The organism is Sphingobium sp. B11D3A (genome assembly GCF_025961695.1).
Classification (GTDB): domain Bacteria; phylum Pseudomonadota; class Alphaproteobacteria; order Sphingomonadales; family Sphingomonadaceae; genus Sphingobium.
Window position 1 is genome coordinate 2,002,523 of sequence record NZ_JAOQOE010000001.1, and the last position, 23,016, is coordinate 2,025,538.

The window sequence follows — 23,016 nt, forward strand, 5'->3', positions numbered from 1 at the left end:
AAAGTGCCGGCTTAGGCCAGCTTCGCCTTCACCTCGTCCGCGACGTTCTGCGGCACCTCGTCATAGTGCGAGAACTGCATGGAGTAGTTCGCGCGGCCCTGGGTGAACGAGCGGAGCGAGTTCACATAGCCGAACATGTTGGCCAGCGGGACCATCGCCTCGACAACCTGCGCATTACCGCGGCTGTCGGTGCCCTGGATCTGGCCACGACGCGAGTTCATGTCGCCGATGACGTCACCCAGATATTCCTCAGGCGTCACCACCTCGACCTTCATCACCGGCTCGAGCAGCGTGATGCCGGCCTTCTGCGCGACTTCACGCATCGCACCGCGACCGGTGATTTCGAATGCCAGCGCCGACGAGTCGACGTCGTGATAGGCGCCGTCATACAGGTTGATCTCGAAGTCGATGATCGGGAAGCCGATGAGCGAGCCCGTGGCCGCCGTCTCGCGCATACCCTTCTCGATCGCCGGGATATATTCCTTGGGAATATTGCCCCCCTTGATCTCGTCCTTGAAGATGATGCCCGCACCGCGCTCGCCCGGCGTGACCTTCACCTTGATGCGGCCGAACTGGCCGGTGCCGCCCGACTGCTTCTTGTGGGTGTAGTCGACGTCGACGGCCTTCTTGAGATACTCGCGATAGGCCACCTGCGGCGCACCGACGTTCGCCTCGACCTTGAACTCACGCTTCATGCGATCGACCAGGATTTCGAGGTGAAGTTCGCCCATGCCCTTGATGATCGTCTGGCCCGATTCGTGGTCGGTCGAGACGCGGAACGACGGATCCTCGGCAGCCAGACGATTGAGCGCAACGCCCATCTTCTCCTGGTCGGCCTTGGTCTTGGGCTCCACGGACAGCTCGATGACCGGCTCGGGGAATTCCATACGCTCCAGGATGATCGGCTGACGTTCGGCGCACAGCGTGTCACCGGTCGTCGTTTCCTTCATGCCGGCCAACGCGACGATATCGCCGGCATAAGCCGTATCGATGTCCTCACGGCTGTTCGCATGCATCAGGAGCATACGGCCGATCTTTTCCTTCTTGTCCTTCACGGAGTTCAGATAGGTGCCCTTGCTCAGCGTGCCGGAATAGACGCGCAGGAAGGTCAGCGAGCCGACGAACGGATCGTTCATGATCTTGAACGCGAGACCGGAGAACGGCGCCTCGTCGCTGGTCGCGCGGCTGTCCGGCTCTTCCGTGTCGGGGTTGATGCCCTGCACGTCCTCGATGTCCAGCGGGCTGGGCAGATAGTCGACGACCGCGTCCAGCAGCGCCTGCACGCCCTTGTTCTTGAAGGCCGAGCCGCACAGCACCGGCACGAAGCTCTGGTTCAGCGTGCCCTTGCGGATCAGCTTCTTGAGCGTCGCGACGTCGGGCTCGTTACCCTCGAGATAGGCTTCCATCGCGGCATCGTCCTGCTCGACGGCCAGCTCGACCAGCTTCTCGCGATACTCGGCAGCCTTGTCGGCGAGGTCGGCCGGAATTTCTTCATAGAAGAATTCGGCGCCCAGATTCTCATCCTTCCAGATGATCGCGCGGTTGTTGACGAGGTCGACGAGACCCTTGAAGTCCGATTCCGCGCCGATGGGCAGATACAGGACGGCCGGGGTCGCGCCCAGGCGATCGATGATCGTCTGCACGCAATAATAGAAATTGGCGCCCGTGCGGTCGAGCTTGTTGATGAAGCACATCCGGGGCACGCCGTACTTGTCGGCCTGACGCCACACCGTCTCCGACTGCGGCTCCACGCCGGCAACGCCGTCGAACGCGGCGACCGCGCCGTCGAGCACGCGCAGCGAGCGCTCCACCTCAATGGTGAAGTCCACGTGGCCGGGGGTGTCGATGATGTTCAGGCGATGCTCGGGGCCCTTGCCCTCATCGGCCTTCCACAGGCAGGTCGTCGCAGCCGACGTGATCGTGATGCCGCGCTCCTGCTCCTGCTCCATCCAGTCCATCGTGGCGGCGCCGTCGTGCACTTCGCCGATCTTGTAGGACTTGCCGGTGTAATAGAGGATGCGCTCGGTCGTCGTCGTCTTGCCGGCGTCGATGTGCGCCATAATGCCGAAATTGCGGTAACGCTCGAGCGGGTGGCTGCGGGCCATGATCTTTACTCCATTGCCCGCGTGCGGCGGGGCTGCGGTCTGAAAGGTTCCTCTCCGTTCGGGTTGGCTCGGCGGGGACCCGTTTCTCCCCTCACGGAAGAACAGCCCTTCGACAGGCCCGAGCGAACGGTGGTGCAGGAAGCCGGGACAGTCCTGTGACTGCCCCGGCGTCCAATATAGTGCTTACCAGCGGTAATGCGAGAAGGCGCGGTTGGCTTCGGCCATCCGGTGCGTGTCTTCACGCTTCTTCACGGCATTGCCACGGTTGTTCGCGGCATCCAGAAGCTCGCCGGAGAGGCGGGCCGCCATCGTGGTCTCGCTGCGGCTGCGCGCCGCATTGATGAGCCAGCGAATGGCCAGCGCCTGGGCGCGCTCGGGACGGACTTCCACCGGCACCTGATAGGTCGCACCGCCAACGCGGCGGCTGCGGACCTCGATGCCCGGCTTCACATTGTTGAGGGCGTCATGAAAGACCGAGATCGGATCCTTCTTGGCGCGGGTCTCGACGGTGGCCAGTGCGCCATAAACAATCTGCTCAGCGACCGCCTTCTTGCCGTCATACATGACGCTGTTCATGAACTTGGACAGAACCTGATCGCCATACTGGGGATCGGGCAGGATGACGCGCTTTTCGGGGCGACGACGACGTGACATATCTCTGTTCTCCCCTGCTTACTTCGGACGCTTCGCGCCGTACTTGGAACGGCTCTGCTTGCGGTCCTTGACGCCCTGGGTATCCAGAACGCCGCGAAGAACGTGATAGCGCACACCGGGAAGGTCGCGCACACGGCCGCCACGGATCAGCACGACGCTGTGTTCCTGGAGGTTGTGGCCTTCGCCCGGAATGTAGCTGATGACCTCACGGCTGTTGGTGAGGCGCACCTTGCAGACCTTGCGGAGAGCCGAGTTCGGCTTCTTCGGGGTCACGGTGTAGACACGGGTGCAGACGCCGCGCTTCTGCGGGTTCTGCTCCATCGCAGGGACCTTGCTCTTGGCCTTCTGCGGCTCGCGGCCCTTGCGGACCAGCTGGTTGATCGTTGGCATGAAGCCCTTCACCTTTTTTCAGTTACTCTGCCATCTGCATGTCCTGGGTCGGCCGATGGCCAGCCGGGGCTGACCTCCAAACGACAAGAGACCCGGCGGTCGGTAAAGACCCCCTGGCCCCGCAAGAGCATAGGCAATGTTCAAGCTCTGTATGACCCAGCGGACGAGCGACCGAATCCTAGTGAAAGCACAGGTTGCGGGCCGCGAGGCAGGCGGGCCTATACAGAGAGGCCGGCAACCGGTCAAGCACGGCTCACCCCAAGGGGCACGCGTGGCGGCGAGGCGTTTTGAAATGCCGCCTTGCCTCTTTCGGCCTGCGCGCGCACATCCCAATCACCCGGCCCAATACCCTGGCAGCAAAGGCGAGAGCTGATGACCCTGACCATGCACGCGATCACCGTTCCCCTCCTCGTCAACAGCTTGACCAACATGGAGAGGTGGCTCGCGCGCCCGGATGTGCGGGCTGCCGAGGCCGATCTGCTGGGCGCCCGGCTGATCGAGGATATGCGCCCGCTCACCGCCCAATATCAGATGGCGTCGGACAGCGCGAAGAACGGCATCGCCCGTCTCGCCGGCATCGAGCCGCCCGCCATGCCGGATAACGAGACGAGTCTCGATGCCCTGCAAGAGCGGTGCGCGAAGACCATCGCCTTCGTCCAGAGCGTCACGCCCGCGCAACTGGAGAGCAGCGAGGACCGCGAGATCGTGCTGCGCTTCCCGAACGGTCAGGGCTATCGGTTCCACGGGCGGGATTATGTCACCGGCTTCATGCTGCCCAATTTCCTGTTCCACGCGACGACGGCCTATGCGCTGCTGCGGGCACGTGGGATCGCGATCGGCAAGCCGGATTTCCTGGCGCATCTCGGCGCGCCGGTCCCGCTCGCCGACCCGGCATGAGCTGACAGCGGCCTATCCCGCGCGGCATCGGCCGCTCCGGCATGGTTCGCCCTTTGCGCGACAGGCAGAGTCGGCTAGAGCCCGGCCCCATGAGCGAGACAGTGTCCTTTGGCTATCGTGAGGTAGCCCCCGAGGAAAAGACGAAGCTGGTCGGCAACGTCTTCTCCAATGTCGCCCGCAACTACGACATCATGAACGACGCGATGTCCGGCGGGATGCATCGGCTGTGGAAGGACCAGTTCGTCCGCCGCGTAAAGCCGCGCAAGGACGAGGCGATTCTCGACATGGCGGGCGGCACCGGCGACATCGCCTTCCGCATGGCCAAGCATGGCGCGCGCGTGACGGTGAGCGACATCAACGAGGATATGCTCGCCGTCGGCATGAAGCGGGCGCAGAAGCGCGGCATCGAGGGGCTGGTCTGGCAGCCGCAAAATGCCGAGCAGCTGATCTTCGGGGATCGCAGCTTCGATGCCTACACCATCGCGTTCGGCATCCGTAATGTGACCGATATCCCGGCCGCGCTGCGCGAGGCGCATCGCGTGCTCAAATATGGCGGCCGCTTCTTCTGCCTGGAGTTTTCCAGCACCACCTGGCCCGGTTTCGGCGATGTGTATGACGCCTATTCGCACAAGCTGGTGCCCAAGCTGGGCAAGATGATCGCCGGCGATGCGGAGAGCTATCGCTATCTCATCGAGTCGATCCGCCGCTTCCCGGACATGCCCAAGTTCAAGGGCATGATCGAAGAGGCGGGCTTCGTGCAAGCGAAGGCCGAGCCGATCATGGGCGGCCTCGTCGCCATTCATTCTGGATGGAAGATATGATTCGCCAGCGCAGCAGCGCCATGGTGCGTTTCGCAAGGCGATAAGGTCATGACAGCCCACATCACCCATCTCTGGCGCCTGCTCTCATGGGGGCGGACCCTCGCCCGGCATGGCGCGCTGCGCGGTATCGAGCGGGATGGCAATACGCCCGCCCCAGTCCGCCGCCTCGCACGGCTGGCGCGGCTCGGTGCGCGCGTGCCCAAGGAGCCGCGCTATGCGGAGGCGTTTCAAGCCATTGGCCCGGCCGCGATCAAGCTCGGCCAGTCGCTGGCGACGCGCCCCGATCTGGTCGGTGAGGATGCTGCCCGCGATCTGCTGTCGCTGCAGGACGCGCTCCCGCCCATGCCCTTCTCCGCGATCCGCGCCGAGATCGAAGCCAGCTTCGGGCGACCGCTCGAATCGATCTACGCCAGCGTCGATGAGCAGGCCGTCGGCGCGGCGTCCATCGCGCAGGTGCATCGTGCCGTGACGACGGACGGCCGCGCGGTCGCCATCAAGGTGCTGCGCCCGGGCATTCGCGAGCGATTCAACCGCGACATCGACACTTATGAATGGGCGGCGGCGCATCTGGAGCAACTGGGCGGCGAGGCCTCGCGCCTCCGACCGCGTCTGGTTGTGGCCAATCTCAAGCGCTGGACAGCGCGCGAGCTGGATCTGCGGCGCGAGGCGGCCTCTGCCTCCGAACTGGCCGAGGCCATGTCCGCCGTGCCGCGCTATCGCATCCCGCAGATCGACTGGGATCGCACCAACGGCCGGGTGATGACTCTCGAATGGATCGACGGCATCAAGATCAGCGACCGAGCGGCGCTGGTCGCGGCCGGGCATGACCTGAGGGATCTGGCCGCGCGGCTGGTCAACACCTTCTTGCGGCAAGCGATCGCCGACGGCTTCTTCCATGCCGACATGCACCAGGGCAATCTGTTCGTGCAGGCCGATGGCACCATCGTCGCCATCGACTTCGGCATCATGGGACGGATCGACCGGCGCGCGCGCCTGTGGCTGGCAGAGATCCTTTATGGTCTCATCACCGGCAACTATCGCCGCGTGGCGGAAATCCATTTCGAAGCGCAATATGTGCCGGCCCACCACAATGTCGCCGAGTTCGCGACCGCCCTGCGTGCCGTCGGCGAACCGATGCGCGGCAAGCCGGTGAGCGAGCTGTCCGTAGGTCAGATGCTGGATGGCCTGTTCGCCATCACCCGCGATTTCGACATGCAGACGCAGCCCCATCTGCTGCTGCTGCAAAAGACGATGGTCATGGTCGAAGGCGTGGCGACCATGCTCGACCCGACGATCAACATGTGGGACGTCTCCGGCCCCTATGTGAAGAGCTGGCTGCGCGACGAACTCGGCCCCGAAGCCAAGCTCGCCGATTCGATCCATGAAACCGTGGACACGATCCGCCGCCTGCCCGGCCTCATCCGGCGACTGGAGGAAGCCTATCCCGAGCCGGGTGGCGCCCCGCCCCCGCCGCCCCTGCCGGCGGTGAAGCTGGTGCAGGTGAAGGTCGGCTGGTTCTGGCGATATGCGGGCGTGGCGATTCTGGCGGCAGCAGCCGGCGCGGGTGCCATGGCGCTCCTTGCCTGACGCCCCGCCCCTACCGAGCCGCTAGCCGGACCGGCGCCCAGCCGCTATGGAACCATCATGACCCAGCGGATCCTCCTCATCGTCTCCGGCGGGATCGCCGCCTACAAGGCGCTGGAACTGGTGCGCCTGCTCAAGGGCAAGGGCCTTGCCGTGCGCGCCGTGCTGACCGACGCCGCCACCCAGTTCGTGACGCCGCTCTCCTTCGGCGTGCTCACCGAGGATCATGTCTATGGCGACATGTTCGACCTCAAGGAGGAGCGCGAGATCGGCCATATCCAGCTCAGCCGCGAGGCCGACCTGATCGTCGTCGCGCCGGCGACCGCCAACATCCTGGCCAAAATGGCATCGGGCATCGCCGACGATCTTGCCACCACCGTGCTGCTCGCCACCGACAAGCCGGTACTCGCCGTCCCCGCGATGAATGTGCGGATGTGGCACCACAAGGCCACCCAGCGAAACCTCGACACGCTGCGCGGCGATGGCATCCATGTGATGGAGCCGGACGTCGGCACCATGGCCTGCAACGAGTGGGGCAAGGGCCGCCTGCCCGACCCGACCGCCATCGTGCAGGAGATCGAGCGGCTGCTGGCGGAAGCGCCGTCGCCGGCCGCCCTGCTGACCGACACCAGCCGCACGATCCACGCGCCCGATCTCAGCCACGCCAATCTGCTTGGCCGCCATGTGCTGGTGACCGCCGGGCCGACTCATGAGCCGATCGACCCGGTGCGCTACATCGCCAACCGCTCCTCCGGGCAACAGGGCTTTGCGATTGCCGCCGCCGCCGCCCAGGCCGGTGCGCGCGTCACGCTCGTCGCAGGGCCGGTCAGCCTGCCCACGCCGCGTGGCGTCACCCGGGTGGACGTGCAGACCGCGCGAGAGATGCAGGCCGCTGTGGAGGCAGCGCTGCCGGCCGATATCGCCATCCTCGTCGCAGCGGTGGCCGATTGGCGCGCCGCAGACGAGGCCGAGCAGAAGATCAAGAAGGATGGCTCGGGCGCGCCCGCCCCACTCGCGCTGGCCGAGAATCCCGATATCCTCGCGACGCTCGCGCGCCACGCCCAGCGCCCCGCCCTGCTCGTCGGCTTCGCGGCTGAGACGGAAACGGTGGTCGACCACGCCATCGCCAAGCGCCAGCGCAAGGGCGCGGACTGGATCGTCGCCAATGACGTGTCCGGCGATGTCATGGGCGGATCGCGCAACAGCGTCCATCTGGTCACGGCGCAGGGCGTTGAAGACTGGCCGGACATGCCCAAAGCCCTTGTCGCCACGCGGCTGATTGAAAGGATTTCCGATGAACTGGCCGCTCGTTGACATTGCGGTGAAGCGCCTGCCCCATGGCGAAGACCTACCCTTGCCCAGCTATGCTACCGCCGGGGCGGCCGGCATGGACGTGGTCTCCGCCGAGGATGTAACGCTGCCGAGCATGGCCCGCCATGCGGTGGCCACCGGTCTCGCGCTTGCCATTCCTGAGGGGTTCGAGGTGCAGGTGCGGCCACGGTCAGGACTGGCGCTCAAGCACGGCATCACGCTGCCGAACACGCCCGGCACGATCGACAGCGATTATCGGGGCGAACTGAAGATCATCCTCATCAACCTCGGCGCGGAGGATTTCGAGATCAAGCGCGGCGACCGTATCGCCCAGCTGATCGTGGCGCCGGTCCAGATCGCGCGGATGGTGGAGGTCACGACGCTGGACGATACAGCACGCGGCGCAGGCGGCTTCGGCTCCACCGGCGTGCGCACGGCCTGACACACGGTCGCACCGATGGACTTCACCGACGATCAGCTTGAGCGATATGCCCGCCACATCGTGCTACGCGAGATCGGCGGCGCAGGGCAGGCCCGGCTGGCGGGCGCGCATGTCGCGATCATCGGTGCGGGGGGCATCGGGTGCCCGGCCATCGCCTATCTGGCGGCAGCCGGCATCGGCACCCTGCGCATCATCGATCATGATAGGGTCAGCCTCTCCAACCTGCAGCGGCAAATCCTGTTCGCCAGCGACGACATCGGTCGCCCGAAGGCGGAAGCCGCGCGGGACGCCGTGCGCCGCCTCAACCCGGATTGTCATGCCATTCCGATCAACACCGCGCTGGATGCCGACAATGCCGCGACGCTGCTGCGCGATGCCGACATCATTCTGGATGGCTGCGACAATTTCGAGACGCGCCTCGCCGTGTCGGACGCCGCGACCCGGCTGCGCATTCCGCTGGTGAGCGCTGCTGTCGGCCAGTTCGAGGGGCAGATCGGGGTCTGGCGGGGATGGGAGGACGGCCAGCCCTGCTACCGTTGCCTGGTCGGCGACACCCGCACCGACCCCGCCCGCACCTGCGCCGAGGAAGGCATTGTTGGGGCGCTGACCGGCATCATCGGATCGATGGCAGCGCTGGAGGTCATCCGCGCCCTCGTGCCCTTCGGTGAAGCGACGACCGGCAAGCTCATTGTCTTCGATCTGCTGGCCCGTCGTCTGCGGACCATGGCCATTCCGCCGGACCCGGCCTGCAAGGCCGCGCTGGCCTGCGCATGAGCGCGCGGCCGCCTCTCGCTCTCGTCGTCATCAGCGCCGAGCCGTCTCGGTTGCGCGCGGCCCTGTCCCTCGCGCGGGCGGAGATCGCCCTGGGAAGCGCGGCCCGCATCTTCCTGCAAGGCGAGGCGGCTGCCCTGTTGCGCACCCCGATCCGCGCCCCGCAGGACGCCGCCTGGACTGCAGCTGGGGAGCCGACGCTCGCGCAATTGCTGGATGATGCGCTGGATGAAGGCGTGGCGATCAGCCTCTGCCAGAGCGGCCTTGCCATGGCAGGCGTGGCGGCGGACGGCCTCGACTCCCGTATCGAGATCACTGGCCCCATTGCCTTTCTCGCAGCGGCTGGGCCGGACATCCGCCTGCTGACGCTCTGACCATGAGCCTTGCTCTATCTCCATCGCTGCTCGGGCTTCTCGCTGCTCTCGCCGCCGGCCTTCTGATCGGCCTCGAACGAGGCTGGACGCAGCGCGACAAGCAGGCCGGGCAACGGGTGGCGGGGTTCCGCACCTTCGGCCTGATCGGCTTTGCCGGTGGCCTGTCGGCGCTCCTGCCGGAGATGATCGCCGCGATCATGGCGCTTGGCGTCGTCGGCGCGCTACTCATTGGTTTCGGCCAGGCGATTCGCGACGACCAGCTTTCGGCCACCACGATTGTGGCGGCGCTCCTGACCTTCGCCATCGGCTATGCCGCAGTGGCGCTCTCGCCAGCCATCGCTCTGGCGGCGGCGGGCGCGGCCTTCGTGTTGCTGAGCGCCCGCCACTCGATGCACACCCTGCTGCGCGGGCTGACGGAAGCCGAGATCGAGGGCGTCGCCCGCTTTGCGCTGGTCGCCCTCGTCGTCCTCCCACTGCTACCCGATGCCAATTATGGCCCCTACGAGGCCTGGAACCCCCGCCAGATCTGGATGGTGGTGGTGCTGGTCGCCGGGCTCTCCTTTGCTGGCTATGTCGTCGCGCGCCGGTTCGGCAGCAGCCGGGGCGTATTGATGATGGCGCTGACCGGCGCCATCGTCTCGTCCACTGCCGTGACGGCCTGGTACGCCCGCCGCCTGCGCACCGAGCCGGAATTACGCGGCGTGCTGACCGCCGGCATCGCCATCGCCACCATCGTCATGTTCGTGCGCGTGCAGGTGTTGACTGCCATCCTCGTGCCCCGCGCCCTGCCCACGCTTGCGCTGGTGCTGGCCCCAGCGCTGGTCGTCTCGGCGATCATGGCCTTGATCGCCTGGCGCCGCGACGATTCGCCGGATGGGGCACCGGTGAAGCTCGGCAATCCCTTTGATTTTGGCCCGGCGCTGATGCTGGCGGGCTTCGTTGCCGTCTTCTCGCTGGTGGCGCGATGGGCGCTGGATGTCTGGGGCGACGAAGGCATCGCCGTCGTCATAGGCCTCACCGGCTTCATGGATGTGGACGCGGCGGTGCTCACCCTTGCCGGCCTGCCCGCACAAACGCTCGACAACGCCACGGCGGGCTTCATCCTCGCCGCCCCGGTCTTCGCCAATACCGCCGTCAAAGGCGTGATGGCGCTTGTACTGGCCGGGGGACGCAATGGCATCATCGCATCCGCTCCGCTCTTTGCGTCCCTGCTCGCCTCGCTGGCGGGCGCTGCCCTGTTCTGGCTGGGCTGAGCGCGGCGCACCTGCAACGGCGCGGCAACTGATGCCACCAGCGGACGCGCGGGGGGCATGACAGCTTGCTTTTATCCTGATACCGCCTGCGCCACCTGAACCCATCCAGCCTCAATGGACAGATTTCGTATGTTGGACTTCACGACCCAGCCGCTCGCCACCCCCACCTCGCCCGAGGACCGTGTTGCCGCCATGGCCACGCTCGGTTTCGGCACGCTCTTCACCGATCATATGGTGACGATCCGCTATACCGAGGGACAGGGTTGGCATGATGCCGTACTGGGTCCGCGCCAGCCCATCCCGCTCGATCCGGCAGCCGCCGTGCTCCATTATGCGCAGGAGATTTTCGAGGGGCTCAAGGCCTATCGCCTACCGGACGGGTCCGTCGCAAGCTTCCGCCCGGAGGCCAACGCCGCCCGCTTCAACCAGAGCGCCACACGCCTCGCCATGCCGCATCTGCCCGAGGATCTGTTCGTCGAGAGCATCCGCAAGCTGGTCGCAGCGGACATCGACTGGGTGCCGGATGCCGACAAGGGCAGCCTGTATCTGCGCCCCTTCATGTTCGCCAGCGAGGCCTTCCTCGGCGTCCGCCCGGCGCGCGAATATGTCTATTGCGTGATCGCGTCCCCGGTCGGCGGCTATTTCAAGAGCGGCAAGTCGGCCGTGACGCTGTGGGTCAGCCATGATTACGTCCGCGCGGTGCCCGGGGGCACAGGCGCTGCCAAGTGCGGCGGCAATTATGCGGCGAGCCTGCAGCCGCAATCCGTCGGCATCGAACATGGCTGCGACCAGGTGCTGTTCCTCGATGCGGTTGAGCGCAAGTGGATCGAGGAGCTGGGCGGCATGAACATCATGTTCGTGTTCAATGACGGCACGATCATCACCCCGCCGCTCAACGGCTCGATCCTGCCCGGCGTCACCCGCGATTCGTTGCGGCTCGTCGCGGAGGATGCCGGCTACACGGTGAAGGAAGAGCCCTACAGTTTCGAGCAGTGGATGGCCGACGCCAAGATCGGCAAGCTGAAGGAAGCCTTCGCCTGCGGAACCGCTGCGGTCATCACGCCCATCGGCGAAGTGCGCTCGACCCAAGGCAATTTCGTCATCGGCAATGGCGACGGCGGCGAGGTGGCCCGCGCGCTGCGCGAGGCACTGGTCGGCGTGCAGCTCGGCCAGAAGCCGGACGAGCATGGCTGGATGACCAGACTGGCCTAAGCCGGTTGGCAAGCCGAGCTGGTCATTCGGTAAAAGGATATGAAGCAGTCAATCTGAAGGAGCAGTCCCGATGACCTTGCGCCAGACCGGCATCGACAGTGTCGACATGATCATCCTGCCGCCCGTGCGCGATCTGGGCGATGGCTTTCAGGTCCGGCGCGCGCTGCCATCGGCCCATCGCCGGATGGTCGGCCCCTTCGTGTTCTTCGATCAGTTCGGCCCGACGACCTTCTCGGCCGGCGAGGGCCTGGACGTCCGCCCCCATCCGCACATCGGCCTCGCCACGGTGACCTATGTGCTGGAGGGCGAAATCCTCCACCGCGATTCGCTGGGCAAGGTCCAGCCGGTGCGCCCCGGCGCCGTCAACTGGATGACGGCAGGGCGCGGCATCGTCCATTCCGAGCGCAGCGCCGATGATACCCGCGCCGCAGGCGGGCCGTTGTTCGGCCTTCAGACCTGGGTCGCGCTGCCGCAAGCGAAGGAGGAGGTCGATCCGGCTTTCTTCCATCACCCCGCCGACACGATTCCCGAAACGGAGGCAGAGGGCGTGCGCATCCGCGTCGTCGCTGGGAGCAGCGACGGGCTGACCTCGCCGGTGCAGGCCTTCTCGGACATGCTCTACGCCGACGTCGCGCTCCAGGACGGCGCGCGCTACCGGCTGGGCACCGACCATATCGAACGCGCGGTCTATGTCATCTCGGGCGGGCTGGCGGTGGAAGGCCAGAGCGGCGGTTTCAACGCCGGCGAACTGGTGATCTTCAAGCCGGACAGCGAGATCGTCCTGCGCGCCAATGGCCCGACCCGCATCATGCTGGTCGGCGGCGAGCCATTGGATGGGCCACGGCACATCTACTGGAACTTCGTGTCCAGCTCCCGCGATCGCATCGAACAGGCCAAGGACGACTGGCGACAGGGCCGGTTCGACATCGTGCCCGGCGAGCGCGAGTTCATTCCGCTGCCCGACTAGGCCTGAACGATTTCAGGCCGGGCGGAGGCCTTCAATCCCGATCCATTTCCTGGATCGCCCGCTCCCGATCGAGCTGGACTTCGGCATTGTGCGTCAGCGCATCGAATGTCGTCATGAAGCTGTCGAGCTGGTCGGCAGGGATGCCCTGAAACAGGAACTCGCTGCGCCGAACCGCTGTCTCCTCAATGATCTGGCTCACCGCGCGTCCCTTCTCGGTCGGACCGAAGAAGCCGTGGCGGCGTCCCGGGCGTCCGGTCCGCTCGATCAGGCCGATCTCGATGAGATGATTGACGGTGCGGCCCGCCTGGCTCTGGTCGCGCGCCAATGCCAGCACCAGCTGGGGCCAGCTGATCGGCGGATTGCGGCAGATTTCCGCCATGACCCAGGTCTCGAAATTCGAAAGGCTGGTCTGGCGCTTATGGGCAAGGGCACCGCCGCGCAGCATGTAGGAGCACAGAGTGACGAACGGCGGCAGCACGCGTGAGCGGTCCGCCGCGACACCGTTTTCGTCCGGCAGGCCTTCATCGACGAGATCCTGAAATGCCACGGTCTCGGGCCGCTGATTGCTCGCCGCCTGCTTGCGCTCCTGCTCGAACAGGGCAATGGCGCGGGTCAGCAGCATGTCCAGCACTCCGGAGAGCGTCTGAAGTTCCTCATCGCTGATGCCGAAGGTGAGCTCCCGATTGCGCAGCTCGGCATGGCGCTGCAGCCGATCCGCCAGCTGCTTGCCGCTCGGGCTGAGCCGGATGGGGCTGCGGATGCCGCTGCGCAGCAGCAGGGCGACCTCGCCCATGCGCTTGATGGCACGGCTGATCTGCGCCTTGTCGACACCGCAGGCCAGGGAAATCTGCGCGAGGGTCATGCCCCCTTGGACATGAAGGAGCAGCAGGATCCGCCGGTCCAGCTCGTTGATATGCGCGGTGCGGGCGAAGGAGATATTCGCGCTCTCGCGGGCATTGCGCAGAAAGACCCAGAGCTTGGACTGGAACCGGGCCTGACGCTCGTCCCGCGGGCCGGGCGCCGGCGACGGGGCGTCGGCGTCGATGCCGTCGAGCAGGACATCCAGCTGGCGATCGAAGGAACTGTCCGGTCCCGATGGTTCGGCACGGGCCTGCTCGACCAGCGTCCACCCGATCACGAAATGCTCGAGCGCCTGCGCGATCACGCGGGCTTCATCGAGTGCGAGGCCGACCTCGCACAAGGGTGCGACCGCGTCCGGCGTCCCCACCGCGAGAGGAAAGCGCGAGGCGACATGCGCGAACAGCCTGGCGCCATCGCGACTGGAGAGCATAGCGGCCCGGCTGGTCTGCGCGCGCAAGGCAAGGCGACCGCGCCAGCCCGGGCCTGCCGCGCCGCCCTCGGCAGCACGCACCATATCCTGCGCCAGCGCCGTCAGAAGTTGATCGTCGCTCGCGAAATGCTCTTCGATTTCGGCCGGATCGGCTTCAAGGTCGGCAGCGACGGCCTGCAGAGTGCAGCCGTCCAGGCCCGACCGGCCCAACAGGGCCAGCCCGGCGCTGATAATCGAAGCCCTGCTGATGCGCGCCCGGACCGAACCGAGCGCCGCGCGCCCCTTATTCATGATGACCGATCCCCAAAGACCCACCTTTCGCGTGATTCGGCCAGATTCATCGCATTTTCGAGCAGCGGTCAATGTTTATGCAAAATAATCAGACATAATAGTCATCCCCGGGCGATCCCGTAAAATCGTTAGACCCGCAATAGATGGCGTAGTAAGATTTTCGCCACGCGGACGACCGCGTCACGAGAAGACAAGATATGTGGGAGCGAGAGGACCGGTGATCAGCAAATCCGTGGCGACAGTCAGCGCCTTCATCATCGTCGCAGCCGGACTGGGCGGTGTGGTCCAAGCGCAGGGCAGCCTGAACGACCAGTTGGCGACCTGCGCGAGAATTGGGTCCACGGAAGCTCGCCTCGCCTGCTACGATTCGGTGGCGCAGTATAATCAGCCGCAAGGCGGCGCCTCTTCTCCCGCGCCTGTGCCGGGCGCCCCCGCATCCGGCAGTGCGAGCCGCAACCCCGCGCCCGCACCGGCTGCCCCGCCCGCCCCCGCAGCGACGACCGGCTTTGGCGCCGAGCAGGTGGAGCGCGCCACGCGCCAGCCCCGCGCATCGCAGGACGACAAGGAAACAAGCGCCACCGTGGCAAGCGTGCGCGAGATCGGCCCGGGGCTCTGGCAGGTCACGCTCGGGGATGGCGCGGTCTGGCGGATGACGGAGCGGATGACTGCCTTCCAGCCGCCCGCCCCCCAGGACTCGGTCACCATCCGCAAGGGCGCGCTCGGCAGCTATCTGATGCAGGTCGGGCGGCAGGCGGCTGTGCGCGTGAACCGCGTGCGCTGATCGCGCGCGGCATCCGGCGGAAAGACCTAATCAACAAACCGCCGGCTCGCTGCGAGCAGGAGCGGCGCCGCGCCTACCGCCGGCTTATTGCACATCCGCCCGTTGCTAGCCGCAGCCATGCCAGACACGCGCCGCCGCTTTTTTGTGGACTTAGTCATCCTGATCTCGATAGGGCCGTGCCATCCCGCATGAGCAGGCGGATTGAGGAGAGGTGATCTGATGTTGAACGTGAGTGGCAAGACGGCCTTCATCACCGGCGGCGCGAGCGGCATGGGCTGGGGCATGGCAAAGGCCTTCGGCGAAGCGGGGATGCGGGTCGTTATCGCCGACATCCGTCAGGACGCGCTCGATCAGGCGATGGAAGGCTTTGCCAAGACCAATCTGGCCGTTCACGCCATCAAGCTGGATGTCGCAGACCGCGATGGCTGGGCACGCGCCGCCGATGAAGCCGAGGCGCAGTTCGGCAATATCCATGTGCTGGCGCTCAACGCCGGCGTGGGCGTCACCGGCTCGATGCTGACGGCGACCTACAAGGACTGGGACTTCAACATGTCGGTCAATGTCGGCGGCGTCGTCAACGGGCTCGTCACCATGCTGCCGCGGATGCTCAAGCATGGCGAGGAAGGACAGATCGTCGTCACATCCTCGACCGGCGGCTTTTCTGCGGTCGGCAATGCCGGGCTCTATTGCGCCGCCAAGTTCTGCGTGGCCGGCATGTTCGAGAGCCTTGCCACCGATCTGCGCGGCACCGCGCTTGGCGCCTCGGTCTTCTTCCCCGGCCCAGTGCAGACCCAGCTCGGCAGCACGACCAACGCCACCCGCCCCGAGCATCTGCGCAACGATGCGCCGCCCCCGGCCTCCGAGGCCGTCGGCGCGAAGAAGGATGCGCGGCCGGCACCCGGGTTCGACCCAAGCCTCTTCATGTCCAGCGAGGAAGTGGGTGAGCGCGTGCTGCGCGGCATTCGCCGCCGCGACCTGTTCATCATGACCCACCCGGAGTTCCAGCGCGGGATCGAAGCGCGCAGCAAGGCGCTGGTCCGTGCCATTCCGGTTGAAGCACCGAACGAGGCCCGCGCCAATCTCGTCGCCCAGTTCGGAACGCTCATGTACAACCCGATCTACGACGAGCAGCAGCCGCTCGACGAACCGCTTTGAGACGGCGGAACTGACCGCAACAGGAGAGAACAGATGGCAAAGGTCGTCCGCGTGCATGAACTGGGGCCGCCTGACGTGCTCCGTTTCGACGAGATCGCGGTCGGCGCGCCCGGCCCTGGTGAAGTGCGGATCAGGGTCGAAGCCATTGGCCTCAACCGCTCCGAAGCGATGTTCCGGGCGGGGCGCTATCCCACCAAGCCGACATTGCCGACGCTGATCGGCTATGAGGCCTGCGGCATCATCGAAGCTCTGGGTGATGGCGTGTCGGGCTTCACCGTCGGTGATCGGGTCTGTGCCCTGCCCATGTATCCGCTCGGCCAATATGGCGTCTGGGCCGAGCAGGCGATCGTGCCGGCCCGCTGCCTCCTGCACGCACCACCCGGCCTCAGCGCCGCGCAGGCTGCGGCAGTGTGGATGCAGTATATGACGGCCTATGCGATCATCGAGGTCGGCAAGGCCGGCATCGGCGACTATGTCATCATTCCCGCAGCCTCCAGCAGTGTCGGTCTCGCTGCGATTCAGCTCGCCAACTGGGCCGGCGCCGTCTCGATTGCCGCCACGCGCACCAGCGACAAGGCCGAGGCGCTCAAGGCGCACGGGGCCGCCCATGTCATCGCGACCGGGGAGACGGATCTGGTCGAGGCCGTGATGCAGATCACCGACGGCAAAGGCGCGCGACTAGTGTTCGACCCGGTGCAGGGGCCCTATGTGCAGACGCTCACCAGCGCGATGGCCGAACGCGGCATCCTGTTCATCTATGGCGGCCTGTCCGAACAGCCGACCCCCTATCCCCACTGGAATATGGCGTTCAAAGGCCTGGCGATGCGCGGCTGGGTCGCCTCGGAAATCTGGAACCACCCCGAGCGGTACAAGCGCGCGCAGGAACACATCCTGCTGGGATTGAAGCTGGGCAAGCTCAAACCGGTGATCGCGCGCACCTTCCCGTTCAGCGAGATCGTGGAAGCCAATCGCTATCTGGAATCGAACCAGCAAATCGGGAAGATCGTCGTCACTGTCTGAACCGGATGGCGGCGTCGATGCGGGAGAGAAATATGGCGGATGAAGAGCACGGCCAGACCAGCGTGAAGCTCCCGGCGCGGGACATCCCGCCACCCCGGACGATCAGCCCGCAAGCCCGGCAAGCGCTGATCGCGGGCGCCGCCACGCCGGCGACGAACTGGCCTGCCGCGACCGATCTGGCAGGCTGGCGGGAACAGCTGGCGGCCAGCAACGCCATGTGGGAGCCCATGGCGCAAGCCATGCTCGCCACGCTGCCGGTGACCATCGACACCGTGCAGATCGCCGGCGTGACCTGCCATGATTGCGTGCCGGACGCCGGAACAGCAGATGATGGTCCGGTCTATCTCTTCATTCATGGCGGCGCGTTTGTTTTCGGCGGTGGCGCATTCGCCAAGGCGACCGGTGCCCGGCAGGCAGCGGCGCTGGGCTGCCGGGTCGTCTCGGTGGATTATCGTATGCCGCCCGACCACCCTTACCCGGCTGCGCCGGAGGATTGCCTTGCGGTATATCGGGCGTTGCAGGCCGGGACCGATCCGCGCCGCATCGTGATTGGCGGCAGTTCCGCCGGCGGCAATCTCGCCGCGGCTGTGACGCTGATGATTCGCGATCAGGGCCTGCCGCTCCCCGCCGGTCTCGTGCTGCTGACGCCCGAAGTCGATCTGACCGAGTCGGGTGACAGCTTCCTCACCAATGAAGAGCTGGATGTGGTGCTCAAGCGCGGGCTGCCGGAGTGCAACGCGCTCTACGCCAGCGGCCATGACCTCACGCAGGCCTATCTTTCCCCGCTCTTCGGCGACTTCACCCGGGGCTTTCCGCCGACACTGGTGCAGACTGGAACGCGCGATCTCTTCCTGTCCAATTCCGTGCTCTTCCACCGCAAGTTGCGAGAGGCGGGCGTTGATGCCGAATTGCACGTGTGGGAAGCGATGCCGCACGCCGGGTTCGGCTGGGGCGAGGTGCCGGAGAACAGGGAAATCGAGCGCGAGGTTGCCCGGTTCATCGGGCGCGTGGTGCCGCAGCAGAGCTAGCGCAGCCGCGGGCTGGCCATGAAAAAGGGAGAGCGCGCGCCCTCCCTTTTCCTATCTCACAGCGAATTGCGCGCTTACTCAGCGGCGATCGCGTCCACGCGGGCCGGAATGTCGAGCCCATAGAGCTTGGCGGCATTCTCATAGGCAATCTTGCGCACCAGCGCCGGATCGGCACCCTCGGTGAACTCGGCCAGCACCTTGCGGCTGTTGGGCCAGATGCTGTCCGGGTGCGGATAGTCCGTCGCCCAAAGCAGCTTGTCCTCACCGTAGAACTTGTGCAGCGCGATTGCCGTCGGGCTCTGCTGGAACGTGCCATAAACCTGCCGCTTGAACAGCTCGGACGGCTTCATCTTGTGCGGGATGCCACCGCGCGCGTTCCAGAATTCCTCGGCTTCCCACAGGCGCCAGTGGCGATAATCCAGCTCCTCGATCACCCATGGCAGCCAGCCAATGCCGCTCTCTGCAATGACGATCTTGAGGCCGGGGTGACGCTCGAGAATGCCCCAGGCAAAGAGGTCCACAAACGGGTCCATGAACTGCTCGATGAACATCTTCACGTGCAGGAAGGTGGCGCCCGGGCTGCCCTTATACTTGTCGAACGCGCGGCTGACGCTCGGGAACACAGTCACGTGGAAGGAGAGAATGATGTTATTCTCCTCCAGCATGGTCCACAGCGGCTCCCAGCGCTCGTCCTCAAGGCGCGGCTGGGCCATGGCGATCTGCAGATTGGCCTGCTTGAAGCCGCCCAGATCGACGATCTTCTGCAGCATCGCGACGGCCGCCTCCGGCTCGGGCGGCAGCATCGGCACGCCGATCAACCGGTCAGGAGCGGCGGAACAGAACTCCTTGAGCCATTCATTATAGGCGCCGTAGCAGGCGTCGCGCAGTTCCTTGTCGTCGAAATCGAGCGAGGTGACCGGGCCGAAGATGACATGCGCGTACACGCCATCCCGATCCATGTCGGCCAGTCGCAGTTCGGCGACCGCAGGGCGACGCTCGGTCTGATCGACAATGCCACCGCGATCCAGGGCGGTGAAGATCGGCTTGGGACCGGTCATCGTGCTCGGCGCACCCGACCAGCCGCCCAGGCTCTTGCCGTCGCTCATCCAGGTGGCGCGGCCATCGACCATCTCGACCTTGGGGCCGCGATCCTTCAGATGGTCGGGCAGCCGGCTCGTCCAGAGATCGGTGGGAAGTTGATTGAGATCGAGGTGATCGTCACAACTGATCAGCGGATAATCCATGGGCCTGCTCCTCTCGCCTGAAGACCGAATGAAACGAGGACGGCTTTGTGCCGACAGCCTTCGGTCCTCAGCAATGTAATTAGCTACCTAACTATCTTGCAGCTTTTCATGGAGCAATGCAAGCATTTCCGTCGCCTTTGCCCTTCGGTTCAACCCGGCCGGCGCTCCTCAATTGGAAATGGAGCGTAACGGCGCGGTGATCGCGCTGCGCTCCTCGCCATATTCATTGACGTTGGCGCGGCGCAAATCGCGCTTGTAACGCACATAATCGAACGCAGTCCCACGGTGCAGCGCATAGCGATTGTCCCAGATCAGCAGGTCGCCCTGGCGCCATTTGTGCGCGTAGATAAACTTCTCCTGACTAGCGAAGGCGATCAATTCGTCGATCAGGGCCGTGCCCTCGGCATCGCTCAGCCCCTCGACGCGGAACGCATGGCTGCCCACGAACAGGCTCTTGCGACCCGAGGGACTGATTCGCACCATAGGCTGCATCGCGCCCGGCATGATCTCGCGGATACGGGCCGCTTCCTCGGGGCTGGCGCCGCCCTTGATGCGGCTGGCCGCAAAGCTGTGCTCGGCAACAAGAGTCTCGATGCGATCCTTCATCGCCTGCGGAAGTTCATCATAGACATGGCGCAGATCCACGAACTCGGTGTCGCCGCGCTCCGGCGGGACGATCACACCGCGCAGCATCGACCATTTGCTCGGCATGTCGTTGAAGCTGCTGTCCGCGTGGAAAATCTCATTGCCCTTGGCGAACTTGGCCCGCAGCGATTCGCGGTCCACGATCTCGCCGTTCACGTCGAGATTGGAGGCATCGTAGAGGCCGTAGGCCATCCGGCGCGGCTCATCCGGGCGATACATGCCGGGCAGTTCGAGCGGGCCGAAGGCACGGGCAAAGCGCAGATGCTCCTCATCCGTGATATGCCCCTGGCAGCGGATGCACAGCACGACGTGCTCGTCCATGAGGCGTTCGACGAGATCGATCAGCGCTTGGTCTGGGACTTGCGACAGGTCGGGACCGGACAATTCGGCGCCAAAAATCGGATGCAGCCTCCTGACGTCCATCGCACCTCTCCCGTCTCACCTATTTATGCAGCTTCTATTAATTCCGATTCAAATGATTTGCAAATTCAATGCTTGCGATGCCGAGCCGTCAAGGATCGACCAGGATGATCCGCAAGTCGTTGACGTTGGTGAGCGTCGGCCCAGGCGTGAACAGCGCACCCACTTGACCGAGAGCGCCGCCGGCATCGTTGGCGGCCTGCACTGCCTCGACATCGATGCCGGCCTCGTCCAGCGCAAAGCCGGTTTCGCCATCGACATAGGCTCCGGCGACATCCCGGTTGCCATCCACCCCGTCCGTATCGGCAGCCAGCGCGGCCACGCCGGGATGGTCGGCAATCTGCCCGGCCAGCTCCAGCGCATATTCCTGATTGGGGCCACCGACCCCATGGCCGGTGACCGTCACCGTCAATTCGCCGCCCGAGAGCAGCGCGCAGCGTTGGGCACGATTATGCGCCAGGATCGCGGCCTGGGCATGACGGCGCGCGACCTCGCGCGCATCGCCATGGGCCTCCCGATCGAGAATGACCGGTTCATAACCCTGCGCCTGCAAAAATGCGGCGGCGGCATCCAGCGCGTCATCGGGGCGGACGACCACCTCAAACCGGCTCTCCGCCAGGCGGGGATCATCCGGCTTGATCGATTCGCTCCAGCCGCCCGGATCGGCAATGCCATAGCGCGCCAGCACGGCTTGCGCCTGTGCCACCGTGCTTTCATCGCCCACGGTCGGGCCGGAGCCGATGTCCTGCGGCACATCGCCGACCACATCCGAGACGGCAAGGGTCACGACCTGCGCCGGCCAGGCAGCCGCCGCGAGGCGTCCGCCCTTGATGCGCGACAGGTGGCGCCGCACCATGTTGATCTCGCCGATCGACGCGCCGGAGCGCACCAGCGCGCGGGTCACCGCCTGCTTGGCCGCGAGATCGAGTGGCGGGGATGGCGCTGCGAGCAGGGCCGAGGCTCCACCCGAAAGGAGCACCAGCAGCAGATCGCCTTCCTCGGCGCTCTCAGCCAGGGCGAGGCATCGCTCTGCCGCCGCAAGACCTGCAGCATCCGGCACGGGATGGCTGGCTTCGACCAGCTCGATGCGGGTGAGCGGGCCGCCATAGCCAGTGCGGGTCACGGCGAGGCCGGTGGCATCCGGCCAGTGCTGCTCCACCGCCTGCGCCATCGGCACGGCGCCCTTGCCTGCGGCGATGACGAGCACGCGCCCCTCGGGCCGGGGCGGCAGGGCCGCAATGATCGTCTCGGCCCGCTTGCACGCCGCCACAGCGACGGCAAAAGCCTCCTGCAGCAAAGCGCGCCGGTTCATCGCCATTTAGCGGGCCGCCAGGAAGGTTGCGACATTCTCGCCGGTGCGCCGCGCCACTTCCGTCACCGCCTGTGCGCTCAGCCATGCCGAGTGCGGCGTGACGATCACATTGTCGCGTTGAGCAAGGCGCAGAATGGGGCTGCCCGGTGGTGGCGGCTCGACCGGCGCCACATCGATTCCGGCGCCGCCGATATGGCCTGACGCCAGCGCGTCCTCCAGCGCATCGAGATCGATCAGGGCGCCGCGCGCGGTGTTGATGATGACGGCACCGGCCTTCATGCCGGCCAGCGTCTGCGCGTTGAGCATGTGCCGCGTGTCGTCCGTCAGCGGGCAATGCAGGCTGATGATGTCGCTGGTCGCCAGCACCTCCTCGAAGGCCAGCCGCCCCTCACCGGCCGGCTGCCCTTGGCGCCCTGCGAACACGACATCCATGCCCATCGCCTGCGCGCGACTGGCGACGGCCTGCGCAATCGCGCCGCTGCCGAACAGACCGAGCCGCTGCCCGGCAAGATCCCGCACGGGCGCGGCGAAGACGCAGAAGGCCCGGCCGTTCTCCCATTGGCCATCAACCACCGAATTGCGAAACGGCACCAGCCCGCGAGCGAGCGCGAGGATCAGCATCATCACATGCTCGGCGACGGATGTGCCGGCGTAACCCACCACATTGCGCACTTCGATGCCCCGGGCCTTGGCCGCGACGCTGTCGACCACGTCCGTCCCGGTCGCCGTCACGGCAATGAGCTTGAGGGCCGGCAGCGAGCCCAGCATGGCGGCGTCCAGCCGCACCTTGTTGATGATCGCCACCTGCGCGCCGGCGAGGCGAGCCGCCACCTCCTGCGGCTCGGTGAAATCATGCTCGATCCATTCATGGGCCGTGCCGGGCCGGGGAATCTCGAACCCGCCCATCGTTATCTTGTCGAGATGCACAATGCGCGGCGCGCCGTGCGCTACCTGCTCGTTCGTGCCCGTTGCCATGCGGATCGCTCTCCCTAGATCGTTCGCAATGCAACTATCTAGCGCGGCAGGCCAAGTCCAGCGCCTGATGCGA

The 23,016-nt window shown here is 65.8% G+C and carries 22 protein-coding genes; 14 read left to right on the forward strand and 8 right to left on the reverse strand.

Annotated elements, in window-relative coordinates; all coding sequences use genetic code 11:
- Positions 1-11 precede the first annotated feature (11 nt).
- The 3 genes from fusA to rpsL all read right to left on the reverse strand — a co-directional run bounded on the left by fusA (position 12) and on the right by rpsL (position 3,149).
- Positions 12-2,105, reverse strand: coding sequence for an elongation factor G (fusA, locus tag M2332_RS09535; protein WP_264571786.1), 2,094 nt, complete (start codon positions 2,103-2,105; stop codon positions 12-14).
- Between the two features lie 183 nt (positions 2,106-2,288).
- Positions 2,289-2,759, reverse strand: coding sequence for a 30S ribosomal protein S7 (gene rpsG / locus M2332_RS09540; protein WP_181561247.1), 471 nt, complete (start codon positions 2,757-2,759; stop codon positions 2,289-2,291).
- 18 nt (positions 2,760-2,777) lie between these two features.
- Positions 2,778-3,149 carry a 30S ribosomal protein S12 gene (gene rpsL / locus M2332_RS09545; protein ID WP_181561246.1) on the reverse strand — a complete coding sequence of 124 codons (372 nt, stop codon included), beginning with the start codon at positions 3,147-3,149 and terminating at the stop codon, positions 2,778-2,780.
- A 372-nt stretch (positions 3,150-3,521) separates the two neighbouring features.
- Here rpsL and M2332_RS09550 point away from each other — a divergent pair, with 372 nt between their 5' ends.
- The 10 genes from M2332_RS09550 to M2332_RS09595 all read left to right on the forward strand — a co-directional run bounded on the left by M2332_RS09550 (position 3,522) and on the right by M2332_RS09595 (position 12,781).
- A complete protein-coding gene (locus M2332_RS09550) occupies positions 3,522-4,046 on the forward strand; it encodes a DUF1993 family protein (protein ID WP_264573854.1) in 525 nt (174 codons plus the stop codon).
- 89 nt (positions 4,047-4,135) lie between these two features.
- Complete coding sequence (locus M2332_RS09555) at positions 4,136-4,867, forward strand: class I SAM-dependent methyltransferase (RefSeq protein WP_264573855.1); 732 nt, start codon at positions 4,136-4,138, stop codon at positions 4,865-4,867.
- Between the two features lie 48 nt (positions 4,868-4,915).
- Positions 4,916-6,454, forward strand: a complete 1,539-nt coding sequence (gene ubiB, locus M2332_RS09560; protein WP_264573856.1) for a 2-polyprenylphenol 6-hydroxylase — start codon at positions 4,916-4,918, stop codon at positions 6,452-6,454.
- A 57-nt stretch (positions 6,455-6,511) separates the two neighbouring features.
- Positions 6,512-7,765, forward strand: coding sequence for a bifunctional phosphopantothenoylcysteine decarboxylase/phosphopantothenate--cysteine ligase CoaBC (gene coaBC / locus M2332_RS09565; RefSeq protein ID WP_264573857.1), 1,254 nt, complete (start codon positions 6,512-6,514; stop codon positions 7,763-7,765).
- Complete coding sequence (dut, locus tag M2332_RS09570) at positions 7,746-8,204, forward strand: dUTP diphosphatase (protein ID WP_264573858.1); 459 nt, start codon at positions 7,746-7,748, stop codon at positions 8,202-8,204. The genes coaBC and dut overlap by 20 nt, the downstream gene beginning before the upstream one ends.
- A 15-nt stretch (positions 8,205-8,219) precedes the next feature.
- Positions 8,220-8,978: a HesA/MoeB/ThiF family protein gene (locus tag M2332_RS09575; protein ID WP_264573859.1), complete on the forward strand. Its 759-nt coding sequence runs from the start codon at positions 8,220-8,222 to the stop codon at positions 8,976-8,978.
- Positions 8,975-9,349, forward strand: a complete 375-nt coding sequence (locus M2332_RS09580) for a DsrE family protein (RefSeq protein WP_264573860.1) — start codon at positions 8,975-8,977, stop codon at positions 9,347-9,349. Before M2332_RS09575 ends, M2332_RS09580 begins: the two co-directional genes overlap by 4 nt.
- A gap of 2 nt (positions 9,350-9,351) precedes the next feature.
- Complete coding sequence (locus tag M2332_RS09585; RefSeq protein WP_264573861.1) at positions 9,352-10,602, forward strand: MgtC/SapB family protein; 1,251 nt, start codon at positions 9,352-9,354, stop codon at positions 10,600-10,602.
- 114 nt (positions 10,603-10,716) lie between these two features.
- Positions 10,717-11,814, forward strand: coding sequence for a branched-chain amino acid aminotransferase (locus tag M2332_RS09590; protein ID WP_413715952.1), 1,098 nt, complete (start codon positions 10,717-10,719; stop codon positions 11,812-11,814).
- Positions 11,815-11,884: 70 nt separating this feature from the next.
- The gene (locus M2332_RS09595; protein ID WP_264573862.1) at positions 11,885-12,781 is read left to right on the forward strand and encodes a pirin family protein; all 897 of its coding nucleotides are present in this window, start codon (positions 11,885-11,887) and stop codon (positions 12,779-12,781) included.
- A 31-nt stretch (positions 12,782-12,812) separates the two neighbouring features.
- Here M2332_RS09595 and M2332_RS09600 read toward each other — a convergent pair whose 3' ends face one another.
- Entirely contained in the window at positions 12,813-14,363 is a 1,551-nt protein-coding gene (locus tag M2332_RS09600; RefSeq protein ID WP_264573863.1) for a TetR/AcrR family transcriptional regulator C-terminal domain-containing protein, read from the reverse strand.
- Between the two features lie 217 nt (positions 14,364-14,580).
- Here M2332_RS09600 and M2332_RS09605 point away from each other — a divergent pair, with 217 nt between their 5' ends.
- From M2332_RS09605 to M2332_RS09620, 4 genes are all read left to right on the forward strand, one after another.
- Positions 14,581-15,144: a hypothetical protein gene (locus tag M2332_RS09605; protein WP_264573864.1), complete on the forward strand. Its 564-nt coding sequence runs from the start codon at positions 14,581-14,583 to the stop codon at positions 15,142-15,144.
- 219 nt (positions 15,145-15,363) lie between these two features.
- Entirely contained in the window at positions 15,364-16,299 is a 936-nt protein-coding gene (locus tag M2332_RS09610) for an SDR family NAD(P)-dependent oxidoreductase (protein WP_264573865.1), read from the forward strand.
- 33 nt (positions 16,300-16,332) lie between these two features.
- Entirely contained in the window at positions 16,333-17,319 is a 987-nt protein-coding gene (locus M2332_RS09615; RefSeq protein ID WP_264573866.1) for a zinc-dependent alcohol dehydrogenase family protein, read from the forward strand.
- A gap of 32 nt (positions 17,320-17,351) precedes the next feature.
- On the forward strand, positions 17,352-18,347 hold the full coding sequence (locus M2332_RS09620; protein ID WP_264573867.1) for an alpha/beta hydrolase: 996 nt from the start codon (positions 17,352-17,354) through the stop codon (positions 18,345-18,347).
- Positions 18,348-18,421: 74 nt separating this feature from the next.
- Here M2332_RS09620 and M2332_RS09625 read toward each other — a convergent pair whose 3' ends face one another.
- The 4 genes from M2332_RS09625 to M2332_RS09640 all read right to left on the reverse strand — a co-directional run bounded on the left by M2332_RS09625 (position 18,422) and on the right by M2332_RS09640 (position 22,943).
- Positions 18,422-19,591: an amidohydrolase family protein gene (locus M2332_RS09625; protein ID WP_264571772.1), complete on the reverse strand. Its 1,170-nt coding sequence runs from the start codon at positions 19,589-19,591 to the stop codon at positions 18,422-18,424.
- Between the two features lie 168 nt (positions 19,592-19,759).
- On the reverse strand, positions 19,760-20,659 hold the full coding sequence (locus M2332_RS09630; protein WP_264573868.1) for a TauD/TfdA dioxygenase family protein: 900 nt from the start codon (positions 20,657-20,659) through the stop codon (positions 19,760-19,762).
- 88 nt (positions 20,660-20,747) lie between these two features.
- Positions 20,748-21,968, reverse strand: coding sequence for a glycerate kinase (locus M2332_RS09635; RefSeq protein WP_264573869.1), 1,221 nt, complete (start codon positions 21,966-21,968; stop codon positions 20,748-20,750).
- 6 nt (positions 21,969-21,974) lie between these two features.
- Positions 21,975-22,943: an NAD(P)-dependent oxidoreductase gene (locus tag M2332_RS09640; RefSeq protein WP_264573870.1), complete on the reverse strand. Its 969-nt coding sequence runs from the start codon at positions 22,941-22,943 to the stop codon at positions 21,975-21,977.
- Between the last annotated feature and the right edge of the window lie 73 nt (positions 22,944-23,016).

Bases quoted from the DNA above. Each gene is read 5' to 3' on its own strand.
- M2332_RS09615 (WP_264573866.1), top strand. From the start codon at position 16,333: ATGGCAAAGGTCGTCCGCGTGCATGAACTGGGGCCGCCTGACGTGCTC.
- rpsG (WP_181561247.1), bottom strand. From the start codon at position 2,759: ATGTCACGTCGTCGTCGCCCCGAAAAGCGCGTCATCCTGCCCGATCCC.
- M2332_RS09600 (WP_264573863.1), bottom strand. From the start codon at position 14,363: ATGAATAAGGGGCGCGCGGCGCTCGGTTCGGTCCGGGCGCGCATCAGC.
- rpsL (WP_181561246.1), bottom strand. From the start codon at position 3,149: ATGCCAACGATCAACCAGCTGGTCCGCAAGGGCCGCGAGCCGCAGAAG.
- M2332_RS09555 (WP_264573855.1), top strand. From the start codon at position 4,136: ATGAGCGAGACAGTGTCCTTTGGCTATCGTGAGGTAGCCCCCGAGGAA.
- ubiB (WP_264573856.1), top strand. From the start codon at position 4,916: ATGACAGCCCACATCACCCATCTCTGGCGCCTGCTCTCATGGGGGCGG.
- M2332_RS09640 (WP_264573870.1), bottom strand. From the start codon at position 22,943: ATGGCAACGGGCACGAACGAGCAGGTAGCGCACGGCGCGCCGCGCATT.
- dut (WP_264573858.1), top strand. From the start codon at position 7,746: ATGAACTGGCCGCTCGTTGACATTGCGGTGAAGCGCCTGCCCCATGGC.
- M2332_RS09595 (WP_264573862.1), top strand. From the start codon at position 11,885: ATGACCTTGCGCCAGACCGGCATCGACAGTGTCGACATGATCATCCTG.
- M2332_RS09585 (WP_264573861.1), top strand. From the start codon at position 9,352: ATGAGCCTTGCTCTATCTCCATCGCTGCTCGGGCTTCTCGCTGCTCTC.
- M2332_RS09625 (WP_264571772.1), bottom strand. From the start codon at position 19,591: ATGGATTATCCGCTGATCAGTTGTGACGATCACCTCGATCTCAATCAA.
- fusA (WP_264571786.1), bottom strand. From the start codon at position 2,105: ATGGCCCGCAGCCACCCGCTCGAGCGTTACCGCAATTTCGGCATTATG.
- M2332_RS09610 (WP_264573865.1), top strand. From the start codon at position 15,364: ATGTTGAACGTGAGTGGCAAGACGGCCTTCATCACCGGCGGCGCGAGC.
- M2332_RS09620 (WP_264573867.1), top strand. From the start codon at position 17,352: ATGGCGGATGAAGAGCACGGCCAGACCAGCGTGAAGCTCCCGGCGCGG.
- M2332_RS09635 (WP_264573869.1), bottom strand. From the start codon at position 21,968: ATGAACCGGCGCGCTTTGCTGCAGGAGGCTTTTGCCGTCGCTGTGGCG.
- coaBC (WP_264573857.1), top strand. From the start codon at position 6,512: ATGACCCAGCGGATCCTCCTCATCGTCTCCGGCGGGATCGCCGCCTAC.
- M2332_RS09630 (WP_264573868.1), bottom strand. From the start codon at position 20,659: ATGGACGTCAGGAGGCTGCATCCGATTTTTGGCGCCGAATTGTCCGGT.
- M2332_RS09550 (WP_264573854.1), top strand. From the start codon at position 3,522: ATGACCCTGACCATGCACGCGATCACCGTTCCCCTCCTCGTCAACAGC.
- M2332_RS09580 (WP_264573860.1), top strand. From the start codon at position 8,975: ATGAGCGCGCGGCCGCCTCTCGCTCTCGTCGTCATCAGCGCCGAGCCG.
- M2332_RS09590 (WP_413715952.1), top strand. From the start codon at position 10,717: ATGGACAGATTTCGTATGTTGGACTTCACGACCCAGCCGCTCGCCACC.
- M2332_RS09575 (WP_264573859.1), top strand. From the start codon at position 8,220: ATGGACTTCACCGACGATCAGCTTGAGCGATATGCCCGCCACATCGTG.